Source organism: Kribbella sp. NPDC049584 (assembly GCF_040675555.1).
Lineage (GTDB): Bacteria > Actinomycetota > Actinomycetes > Propionibacteriales > Kribbellaceae > Kribbella.
This window is the reverse complement of record NZ_JBFAPF010000003.1, coordinates 34,556-44,242: the sequence shown is the minus strand read 5'-3', so window position 1 is coordinate 44,242 and position 9,687 is coordinate 34,556. Positions and strand designations below refer to the sequence as shown.

Here is a 9,687-nt window from a genome sequence, read left to right as displayed (position 1 = left end):
CTCGGGACGGTCGACCAAGAACATCAACGTATTCAGGGTTTGCGGCGGAAGTCTGTGGTGGGTGGGAGTTCTTTGAAGCTGGCTGAGGCGTACGCCGCTAGCCGGTATTGGTGGTTGGGGTGCAGACGGTGGCGCTGGAGGCGCCTAGGGCTTGTAGTGCGGCGGCTGCGGCGAGTGAGATGGCTTTGCCGTAGCCGTGGCCGCGGTGATCTTGGTGGACGCCTAATGGTTCGAGCAGGCCGGGGCGTCCGGGACCGGCTGACCAGACTGTCGCAGCAGCTACTGCGACGTCGTCGGCGTCGTAGCCGAGCAGGCAGCGTGCTCTCCGGTACGGCGGGGACGCGGCGACTGCCCGCCAGCGCTCGAGAGTGAGGGTTGAGTTGGGGAACGAGGCACGGTGTACGGCGACCCGCTCCGGAGCATTGTTCTCGTCGACGACCTCGATTCGGAGGCCGCAACCCTCCACCTTCTCGCTGAGATCGCGGCGCAGTGGCGTCCACGACTCGTCCGCGACCCAACCGTTCTCGTGCAGCAACGCACGGAACGCAGCGCCGTACCGAGCTTCGACGCTCGCGCTGCCGGCTGGCAGCACCCCACGCTCCGGATCGGACAGATCGGCCAGCAACTCGACGGCGAAGGATTCGTCCCGGTCGACAGCCGGCGCGAGCGCCATACGGATCAGTCCGTCCTCGACCATCCCGGCGGCCAGGATCAAGCCATCACGGCGCCACACCCGCAAGGACCTCGCCAGCGCGTCCGCACCGAAGCTCGAGTTCCACCCCAGGTCCCCCGGATGGAGCTGAACCGACCCGCCATCCTGCTGCCACGACGCAACGGCCTCAACAACCTGGTCCAGCGAATCAACAGTCGCGGTCTCCAACGTGATCGACACGCATCGATCCAACACCACGGACCGGCAACCACGCACGCAGTTTATCGGCGCGCCCCGCTGTGTACGTGAATGTGCAGGTGCTTCGAATCCTGGTACTCACCGAGATTCGTCAACACCGCGGCCGCCCCGGTCGTCCTCTCCGTCTCCCCCGCGATCGATTGAACGACCTCGAACAACCGGCGCATCACCTGCTCGTCGGACGAATGCACCGTGGTCAATGACGCAATATGCCGCTTCGGCACGATGACGATATGCGTTTCCCAGAACGGCCGCGTGTGATGAAACGCCAGAACCAATTCGTCCTCGTGTACGACGTTGAGCCGGCTCGGATCCGGGATCGCGATATCGCAGTAGAAGTCATCACCGCTGTAATGAGGGGCCGACCACACCCCCAGCCATTGTTCGGCGTCGTATTCGTGGAAGCGGGATACCTCGGTGAAGCCGAGTTTCTCGGCGAGACGCAGCGACCGGGTGTTGGCGGTTTGGGTAGTCAGCGCTACGGAGTCGCCGGGACGCGCGGTGGCGTACCAATTCAGCGCGGCGGCGCAGGCCTCAGCGGCGTACCCGTGGCCCCAGGAGGTGGGCAGGAACATGTAGCCGAGCTCCGTGGACGCCGCGCCCGGTCGGCTCGGGTCACGAGGGTCCAGCGTGACCATGCCGATCATCTGCCCGTCGAGGTCGACGACGAACAGACCGGGGCGCTTCTCCGGCGACTCCGGGACGACGCGTTCGAGCTCGTCGCGGTCTCTTGGGCCGCCGATATACGTGCCGACGTCCGGCGACGTGAAGAGTTCGATGACCGCCGTACGATCCCGGGCCTCGGGTTCACGCAGTACGAGCCGCTCGGTCCTGATGGGGTCGGTCATGGCGGGCAACGTACCAAGGATGCGGCTCTCCCCCGGCGCGGAAACTTTCTTCGAAGAAGATTGTCGGATCGGTGTGCAGGCGTTCGTGGAAGGGGTGAGCGGGCCACCGAGGAGCGCTACGGCTGAGGAGCTGATGCGGGATGCAGTACCTGATTTCTGTGATCGACGACGAGAGTACTGCGAACGCGGCGCACGGTTCGGACGACGTCGACGCGTTCAACGAGCGGCTCAGGACCGACGGGTACCTGGTGTTCGTCGGCGGACTCGACTCCCCCACGACAGCCGCCGTCGTCGACAACCGCGCCGGCGAGGCGATTTTCACCGACGGGCCCTATCTGGAGTCGAAGGAGTACCTCGGCGGCGTCTGGATCGTCGAGGCGCCGGACCTCGACGTCGCGCTCAAGCTCGCCGCGCAAGGTTCACGGGTCTGCGATCGCAAGCTCGAAGTACGCCCGTTCGCGGACGAATGAATCGCCGACCGGATACCGTTTCCGAAGAATTCACCACGGGAGATGATGTGTGATGCAGTTTCTGGTTTCTGTGCTCGACGACAAGACCAATTCGGCCACTCCGGAAGAGATGGCCGCCATCACGGCGTTCAACGAACGGATCATCGCTGACGGCAACTGGGTCTTCGCGGGTGGTCTCGCGGCGCCGAGCGCGGCCACCGTGGTCGACAACCGCGGCGGCGACGCGATCTTCACCGACGGGCCTTATCTGGAGTCCAAGGAGTACGTCGCCGGCCTGTGGATCATGGAGGCCGCTGACCTCGACGCGGCGCGCGAGCTCGTGACCGAGGCGTCGAAGGCGTGCAACCGCAGGCTCGAGGTGCGGCCGTTCCTGTGAGCGATGTCGAGGAGACGATCACGCGGGTCCACCACGAGGAGTGGGCGCGGGTGGTCGCGTCCCTGACCAAGCGTTTCGGTGACCTCGACATTGCCGAGGAGGCCGCCGCCGAAGCGTTCGCGACCGCCGTCGAACGGTGGCCGGACATCGGCGTACCCCCGAACCCCGGCGCGTGGCTGACCACCACCGCCAACCGCAAGGCCATCGACCGGCTCCGGCGCGAGAACAAGCGCGACGACAAACACAAGGAGGCTCAGATGGCGTACGACGACCCGCCCGAGCCTCTCGGCGTGATCGACGACGAACGGCTCCGGCTGATCTTCACCTGCTGCCATCCGGCACTTTCGATGGAGACCCGGGTCGCGCTGACGCTGCGCATGGTCGGCGGTCTGACCGTGCCCGAGATCGCGCGTGCGTTTCTCGTGCAGGAGACCGCGATGGGACAGCGGATCACCCGTGCGAAGGCCAAGATCAAGGCGGCACGAATCCCCTATCGGGTGCCCGATGCGGAGGACCTCCCCCAGCGCGTGTCCGGCGTACTCACTGTGCTGTTCATCGTGTTCAACGAGGGCTATCTGGCGACCGGTCCGGATACGGATCCGGTGCGGCACGAGCTGACGTCGGAGGCGATCCGGCTGACGCGGCTTATTCGTGCTCTGATGCCGAACGACGGTGAGGTGGCCGGGTTGCTGGCGTTGATGCTGCTGACCGAGGCTCGTCGTACGGCGCGGGTGTCGGCGAGCGGCGAGCTGGTGCCGCTGGATCAGCAGGATCGTGGCTCGTGGGACGCCGCGATGGTGGCCGAGGGGCATCGGCTGGTGCGCGAACGGCTGGCGGCCGGGGTCGCTCCGGGGCGGTACCAGATCCTCGCGGCGATCAACGCCGTACACACGTCTGCACGGGATGTGCGTGACACGGACTGGTCGCAGGTGGTCGCGCTGTACGGTCAGTTGGTCCGCGTGGATCCGTCACCGATCGTCGAGCTCAATCGGGCGATCGCGGTCGCTGAGCTGGACGGGCCGGAGGTGGCGTTGGCGACGGTGGATCGGCTCTCGGAGAAGCTGGACGGGTACCACGCGTACCACGCGACGCGTGCCGATCTGCTGCGGCGGATGGGTCAGAGCCAGCAGGCGCGGGCGGCGTACGACAAGGCGATCGAGCTGGCCGGCAACACTGCCGAGACGGCGTACCTCATCCGCCGCCGCGACCAGCTAGCCGCCGGCCCTTCCGAAGCGAGCTAGGCAATGCCAGACCTGCTTGATCGATTGCCGCTCGGGGTGCTTGGCGCGACCGAGTAACTCAGGGGTCAACTCTGGGCCGAGCGTCCGCGCCAGGTCGACGATGTGCTGTCCGCGGTACGCCGGGTCGAATTCGTCGGCTGTAGCCCGAAATCCCGGGTGATACTCGACCGCACAACCGAGCCTTTGTGCGGCCTGCTCGACCCGTGTGCCGATGAACGACGGGTCGAGCACCAGTGCGTCCACATGGGTGTCGAAGCGTACGCCGCCATGGACGTGCGCTTCGACGTACTCGTCAAGATCGTCGTCGCCGGACTCGTCTGCCAGCCGGCACAAATGCTCCAGCAGACTCTTGTCGCCGAAGTGCTTCGGATCCCGCGCAGAATCCGGAAAGCAGAACGTCGCGCGCTCTACCGCCTCAGGCTTCAACCGAAAATACGACGACCCGAACCGGATGCCACCGCCGTAGACATCCTCCCGCCGATTCCACACCCCATAAACGGGCCGAGCCGCCGCCGGTCGCGCATCGTACTCGCGGGCAAACAACCGGCTTTCCCATCGCCACCGATCACCACCTTCAAAAGCCGTCAATCCCCCGTTGGAAATCCCGGTGACAAACTGCGACCGATAAGACCCATCCCTCACCATCGACTCAATCACCATCCGATCCCCATGCGGCCAATTGGGATGGAAATGCAGGGTGATCATCAGCCTGGTCCCGTCACATGTCCGTCGGCGTCGAGCACGATGAACCGGAGTTGTTCATCGTGCCGACCCTCGCCCAACCAGTGCGCGAACGCGACCGCAGCCGTCGGCGGCATCTCGAGCGTCGACGGGTCCGTCGTGAGCTCGAACCATCGGAGATCGCCCTCGGTGCATTCGGTCGGGATCGGTGAGCCGGTGCGGAGGTCGGCGGTGAAGTAGTACGTCGTGCGTACTTCGGTGCCGGTGTCTCGCATCGCGACGTACCGGAGGCTGAAGTTGTCGAGGTGGTCGGCGGCAACCCCGACCTCCTCGTGGAGCTCCCGCAACGCGGCACCAGTGGGGTTGTCGAGCTCACCTGCTTCCACGTGCCCGCCGATGCCGACCCACGAGTCGGCGATCGCGCGGGATCCGCGGCGGTAAAGGAGGAGCACACTCCCCTGATGAAGCAGGAAGACCGACGTCAGGTGGCGCGTCGTGCGCAGCGTCATCCTGGTCAGACGTTGATGTTGAAGCCGAGGTCCAGGTCGGAGGCGGGGTGGCCGCCGCGGAGGCCCCAGTTGTGGGTGGGGTGGTCTCGGATGAGGATCGTGACGTGGTCCGCGGGGATGTTGAAGGGCTTCAGGTTGGCGATCAGCTGGGTGTAGAGCGTGCGCTTGGCGTCGATCGAGCGCCCGGCGAAGCAGTCGATGGTGACGAGAGTGAAGTACTCCGGCTGGTTCAACCGCGGCGAGCAGGCGAACCGGTGCGGCGCGTGGACGACGAGCCGTACGTCCTTGTCCTGCGGCGGGATCTGAAACCCGGCGACCACCGCATCGTGCACGGCGTCGATCAGCGCAACCTCCTCCGCCTCGGAGTACTCCCGACGGACTTCGATCATCGTGCTCGGCATGCAACGGATCCTTTCACTAGCGCGAATATGTCGGTGGCTGCGACCACACTGCTCCCTCATGAAGATCCCACGAGGCGCCGCGATCGTCGTCGAAGCCGGCAAGGTCCTGGTCGTGAAGCGCTATCTGCGGCTCGGCAGCTCCGCCGAGTGCGTGATGTGCGAGTACGCCGCTGCCCCCGGACCGCGGTGCGACGGCCACCGGTACGCCGTACTCCCCGGCGGTCACGTGGAACCGGGTGAGTCGGCCGCGGCGGCCGCAATCCGCGAACTCCAGGAGGAGACAACTCTCACCGCGACCGCGGCCCGGTTGCTGTGGACGGGCACGCACAACGGCCGGCCGGCGTACTACTTCCTTACGGCCGACGTGAGCGGCGTACCGCGACTTTCCGGCGATGAGGCTGTCGAGCATTGTCCGATCAATCATTTCGAGTTGCGCTGGGCCGACGCGCAGGAACTGGACGACATTTATCCAGCCGATCTGCAAAGCCGTCTCGTTAGACTAATTGAGGCTGGCAACCAATCGGGTGAGGCCGAGTAGGTCGCCCTGGTCGGCTTCTAGCATTTGTTCGTCAGGTTTGTAGCCGCGGCCTACTTCGGCGCAGGTTTTCAACCAGAGAAGCCAGTCGGACCAGCTATTGGGGAGGAAGTCGGCGGTTTCGACGCTGACCAGGTTGGTGCGTTGCCAGAGTTGTTGCCACCAATCGGGTGGGAGCCAGGTGCAAAGGTCGGAGCCCCAGCGGGATTCCAGGTACGGCGGGAGGGTGAGGGCGGGCGCCGTACGGATGCCGGGCGTGATGACGCCGAGCGTGCCGCCGGGACGGAGAAATTGGGTGACGTTGGCGAGGTAGTCGGCACCCGTGCCGAAGTAGTTGAAGGCGCCGATGCTGACGATCGCGTCGAAGAAGTCATGGGCGAACGGGAGCTTGTGCGCGTCGGACCGGATCGGGTGGACGCGGTCGCCTGCGCCGGCGTCCTGGATTCGTCGCCAGTTCTCGGTCGGGTCGACCCAGAGATCGGTGGCCCACACCTCCACGTCGTATTCGCGGGCGAAGAAGATCGACGTCAGCGCCGTACCGCAACCGAGGTCGAGGACCCGCATGCCCGGCTCCAGCGTCATCGCCTCCATCAGGCCTTCCGCGCTCCAGAGCGGATGCGGACCCATGAGGTTGTCCACGATCCACTGCTGGTCATAGGCGTTCGACCGCGGATACCGGTCGACGATGAGCGCATCGAGTGCTGAGGACATGGGGCGACCATGCCAGCGTCGCGGAGCGCCGACAACGGAGTTTCGAGGCCAAGTAGTTACGGTGAATTAATTAATGTACCGTTAGCATCTGTGACGACACCTGCTGAGGACGCGGCCGCGCTCCGGCTGATCGTGGGCCGCATCGCCCGCAAGCTCCGCGCCGCGAAGAACGTCGTGGGCGACCTGGCTCTCTCCGAGTCCTCGGTGCTGGCCCGGCTGGAGAGCGACGGCCCCGCCTCCCCCAGCGCCCTGGCCGAGCAAGAGGGCGTACGCCCGCAGGCCATGGCAGTCACCCTCGCCGCCCTCGAGGAACGCGGACTGGTGAGCCGCGAGCCGCATGCCGCCGATCGCCGTCGCGCGGTGATCGCGATGACGGCCGTGGGTCGCAAGATGGCCGCGGATCGCCGTTCGTTCTCCGGGCAACGCCTCGCGACGGCCATCGAGGAAGAGTTCAGCCCCGCGGAGCGACGCGAGCTGCAGCAATTGCTAACCCTGCTCGACCGGCTGTCGGAGCGTCTCTGACCCAGCAGCAGAACAGACGCGCGCCAGCCGCAACCGCCTCCGCGTTGCGCGGCCGCGCACCACAATGCCTGAAAGGACCATCGATATGGCGAACACAGCTCTTCTCGTGATGGACGTACAGCAAATGATCGTGGGGCGTATCGCGGGTGAGACCGACTATCTGGTCGGCCTGCGTCGCGCGATCGACGCCGCGCACGCAGCGCGGATCCCGGTGATCTACGTGGTCGTCGGCTTCCGCGCCGGCCATCCGGAGATCAGCCCGCGGAACAAGTCGTTCAGCGCGATCTCCAGCGGCCCCGGCATGGCCGAGGGCGACCCGAACGTCGCGATCCACCCGGACGTCGCGCCACTGCCCGGCGACATCGTGATCACGAAGAAGCGCGTCAGCGCGTTCGCCGGCAGCGACCTCGACGTGGTGCTCAGGTCGGGCGACATCGACAGCCTCGTCCTCACCGGCTTGGCCACGAGCGGCGTAGTACTGTCGACGTTGCGCCAGGCGGCGGACCTCGACTTCCGTCTGACGGTCCTTGAGGACGGCTGTCGTGACTCCGATCCTGAGGTCCATCGCGTGCTGACCGAGAAGGTGTTCCCGCGGCAGGCCGATGTCGTGTCGATCGACGAGTGGGTCGCGGCTGTCGCTAGCTGATGGCCTCCGAGATCATGCGGTGGCCCTGTCGCTCGAAGGCTTCGTCGCCGACCTCGTAGGCCCAGATGCAGGTGTTGACGGCCTCGCGGAGCTGGGCCCGGTGCCATGCGTCCGGTTCGCGTGGGTCTGAGCCGTAGCCCCTCAGAAAGGCCGCCTCCAGTTCCGGGTTCGAGCGGAACTGCTGAGCCGCGAGGCGGGCGAAGTCGGTGTACGCCGGGCGGAGGTCGGCTCGGCCGAAGTCGATGATGCGGATCGTGCCGTGGTCGGTCAGCCAGTTGCGCGGCTGCCAGTCGCCGTGGGTCGGCACGAGAATCGCCGGCGCCGTCGGCCAGCCAGCGATCTCTGCTTGCAGACGTTCAGTCAGGTCGGGCGCGATTCGGTGCGTCTTGCCGAGGTTGGCGAGCGTCCGCCGGTTCTCTCGGGATTCGTAGGCATCGTCCGGTACGGCGGATTGCTCGTGGAACTGAGCCAGCAGCCCACCAGCCTCGTCGTACGTCGCGGGGGCCCATTCGGCAGGCGTGCCCTCGACCAATTCCCCGGGCAGGAACCGTGTCAGCAGGAGCTTGGCGTCGTCGTCGGCGCGGACCAACTGGGGTGCTCTCCCCTGCGAGGCCCACGGGGTCAGCCAGTTGCGGTGGGCCCGTATCTCGCGCGCGAGGTGGTGATCGGCCGCGTCGCCGGCCTTCGCGATGTAGCGCTCACCGTCGTGCATGAGCTCGAGCACGAGGGTGCCGATCAGACCCCAGCTGTGGTCCTTGACGAGCTCGGCCGACGGCAGCCAGGCGTCGAGGAGGGCTTGTTGTCTGTCAGTGAGTCCCACGCGCGCAGAATAACGCAGAAAATGTGCGGGAAAGGTGGACGAATGTCCATCGAGGATTTATCCTGGCCGAATGCAGAATTCACAGGTAAATACGTCTCTACCATTAAACCTATCATCAGGAATTGCGGAAAGCAAGTCCGGCGAATTCTGGCAACTCGGGGACATTGCGGTACGGCGGATCGGGTTCGGCACCAAGCGTCTTGCCGGAGCCGGCCCTGACGGGGCGGACCTGCAGGAGCGAGCAGTCGCGCTGCTGCGGCACGCGGTCGAGCTGGGCGTGAACCACATCGACACCGCGGCTTTCTATCCGAGTCACGGCGGCGCTGGACAGACGTCGTTCGAGAGCCTCGACTGGGCGAACGAGGTGGTCCGCCGCGCGCTCGCGCCGTACCCGGACGAGTTTGTGGTCGCGACGAAGGTGGGGCCGACGAGGGACGGGCTGGCGCGGCCGGATGAGTTGCCGGCACTGGTGGAGCGTGATCTGCGGGCGCTCGGGGTGGACGTGCTGGAGCTGGTCAATCTGCGGCTTCACGGGATGAAGTCGATCGCGGAGCATTTCGGCGTACTGGCCGAACTGCAGGCGAAGGGCATGATTCGGCACCTCGGTGTGTCGAATGTGCGGGTCGAGCATCTTCACGAGGCGCGGGAGATTGCACCGGTGGTGGCGGTGCAGAATCGGTACAGCGTGGGATTCGGGCGGGTGAATGACGAGATCCTGGGCGTGTGCGGCGAACTGGGGATCGCATTCGTGCCGTTCTTCACGCTGACCGCGGAGTCGCGCGAGGCCGGCGGGGTGCCGGAGTCCGCGGCCGTGCAGGAGGTCGCGGATCGCCATGGCGCGACGCCCGCGCAGATCCGGTTGGCGTGGACGCTGAGCCGGGGCGCGCACGTCCTCGCGATTCCAGGCACGTCGAGCCGGCAGCACTTGGAGGAGAACCTGATGGCGGCAGACATCACCCTCTCCCCCGAGGACCTCGCCGTACTCGACGCCGTCTCGGGCTGAATCAGTTGCGCCGG

At 66.1% G+C, this 9,687-nt stretch carries 14 protein-coding genes; 7 read left to right on the top strand and 7 right to left on the bottom strand.

Features of this window, described 5'->3' with window-relative positions; all coding sequences use genetic code 11:
- Positions 1-97 precede the first annotated feature (97 nt).
- Both AB0J62_RS11965 and AB0J62_RS11960 read right to left on the bottom strand, forming a co-directional pair.
- Complete coding sequence (locus AB0J62_RS11965) at positions 98-892, bottom strand: GNAT family N-acetyltransferase (protein ID WP_363867936.1); 795 nt, start codon at positions 890-892, stop codon at positions 98-100.
- Positions 893-933: 41 nt separating this feature from the next.
- Positions 934-1,758 carry a GNAT family N-acetyltransferase gene (locus AB0J62_RS11960; RefSeq protein WP_363867933.1) on the bottom strand — a complete coding sequence of 275 codons (825 nt, stop codon included), beginning with the start codon at positions 1,756-1,758 and terminating at the stop codon, positions 934-936.
- A 140-nt stretch (positions 1,759-1,898) separates the two neighbouring features.
- On the opposite strand from AB0J62_RS11960, the gene AB0J62_RS11955 reads away from it, so the two are divergent.
- The 3 genes from AB0J62_RS11955 to AB0J62_RS11945 are packed head-to-tail and all read left to right on the top strand — an operon-like array spanning position 1,899 to position 3,845.
- Positions 1,899-2,228 (top strand): YciI family protein, encoded by a 330-nt coding sequence (locus tag AB0J62_RS11955; RefSeq protein WP_363867930.1) that lies wholly within the window; start codon positions 1,899-1,901, stop codon positions 2,226-2,228.
- Positions 2,229-2,280: 52 nt separating this feature from the next.
- Positions 2,281-2,604, top strand: a complete 324-nt coding sequence (locus AB0J62_RS11950) for a YciI family protein (protein WP_363867927.1) — start codon at positions 2,281-2,283, stop codon at positions 2,602-2,604.
- Positions 2,601-3,845 carry an RNA polymerase sigma factor gene (locus AB0J62_RS11945; protein WP_363867924.1) on the top strand — a complete coding sequence of 415 codons (1,245 nt, stop codon included), beginning with the start codon at positions 2,601-2,603 and terminating at the stop codon, positions 3,843-3,845. The genes AB0J62_RS11950 and AB0J62_RS11945 overlap by 4 nt, the downstream gene beginning before the upstream one ends.
- Here AB0J62_RS11945 and AB0J62_RS11940 read toward each other — a convergent pair.
- Genes AB0J62_RS11940 through AB0J62_RS11930 form a run of 3 tightly spaced genes read right to left on the bottom strand, consistent with a single transcriptional unit; the run spans position 3,816 to position 5,436 of the window.
- Positions 3,816-4,550 (bottom strand): DUF3626 domain-containing protein, encoded by a 735-nt coding sequence (locus tag AB0J62_RS11940; RefSeq protein WP_363867921.1) that lies wholly within the window; start codon positions 4,548-4,550, stop codon positions 3,816-3,818. The two genes, AB0J62_RS11945 and AB0J62_RS11940, sit on opposite strands and share 30 nt — an antisense overlap.
- Positions 4,550-5,035: an NUDIX domain-containing protein gene (locus AB0J62_RS11935; protein WP_363867918.1), complete on the bottom strand. Its 486-nt coding sequence runs from the start codon at positions 5,033-5,035 to the stop codon at positions 4,550-4,552. The genes AB0J62_RS11940 and AB0J62_RS11935 overlap by 1 nt, the downstream gene beginning before the upstream one ends.
- Positions 5,036-5,040: 5 nt before the next feature.
- On the bottom strand, positions 5,041-5,436 hold the full coding sequence (locus AB0J62_RS11930; RefSeq protein ID WP_363867915.1) for a tautomerase family protein: 396 nt from the start codon (positions 5,434-5,436) through the stop codon (positions 5,041-5,043).
- 58 nt (positions 5,437-5,494) lie between these two features.
- Here AB0J62_RS11930 and AB0J62_RS11925 point away from each other — a divergent pair, with 58 nt between their 5' ends.
- The gene (locus tag AB0J62_RS11925; protein WP_363867912.1) at positions 5,495-5,974 is read left to right on the top strand and encodes an NUDIX domain-containing protein; all 480 of its coding nucleotides are present in this window, start codon (positions 5,495-5,497) and stop codon (positions 5,972-5,974) included.
- Here AB0J62_RS11925 and AB0J62_RS11920 read toward each other — a convergent pair.
- Positions 5,936-6,682, bottom strand: a complete 747-nt coding sequence (locus AB0J62_RS11920; RefSeq protein WP_363867909.1) for a methyltransferase domain-containing protein — start codon at positions 6,680-6,682, stop codon at positions 5,936-5,938. The genes AB0J62_RS11925 and AB0J62_RS11920 overlap by 39 nt on opposite strands.
- A 90-nt stretch (positions 6,683-6,772) precedes the next feature.
- On the opposite strand from AB0J62_RS11920, the gene AB0J62_RS11915 reads away from it, so the two are divergent.
- Positions 6,773-7,204 carry a MarR family transcriptional regulator gene (locus tag AB0J62_RS11915; RefSeq protein WP_363867904.1) on the top strand — a complete coding sequence of 144 codons (432 nt, stop codon included), beginning with the start codon at positions 6,773-6,775 and terminating at the stop codon, positions 7,202-7,204.
- An 85-nt stretch (positions 7,205-7,289) separates the two neighbouring features.
- The gene (locus AB0J62_RS11910; protein ID WP_363867901.1) at positions 7,290-7,850 is read left to right on the top strand and encodes an isochorismatase family cysteine hydrolase; all 561 of its coding nucleotides are present in this window, start codon (positions 7,290-7,292) and stop codon (positions 7,848-7,850) included.
- Here the strand turns inward: AB0J62_RS11910 and AB0J62_RS11905 are convergent.
- Positions 7,843-8,670 (bottom strand): phosphotransferase, encoded by an 828-nt coding sequence (locus AB0J62_RS11905; RefSeq protein ID WP_363867898.1) that lies wholly within the window; start codon positions 8,668-8,670, stop codon positions 7,843-7,845. The genes AB0J62_RS11910 and AB0J62_RS11905 overlap by 8 nt on opposite strands.
- A 70-nt stretch (positions 8,671-8,740) precedes the next feature.
- Here AB0J62_RS11905 and AB0J62_RS11900 point away from each other — a divergent pair, with 70 nt between their 5' ends.
- A complete protein-coding gene (locus tag AB0J62_RS11900; protein ID WP_363867895.1) occupies positions 8,741-9,673 on the top strand; it encodes an aldo/keto reductase in 933 nt (310 codons plus the stop codon).
- The last annotated feature ends 14 nt before the right edge of the window (positions 9,674-9,687 follow it).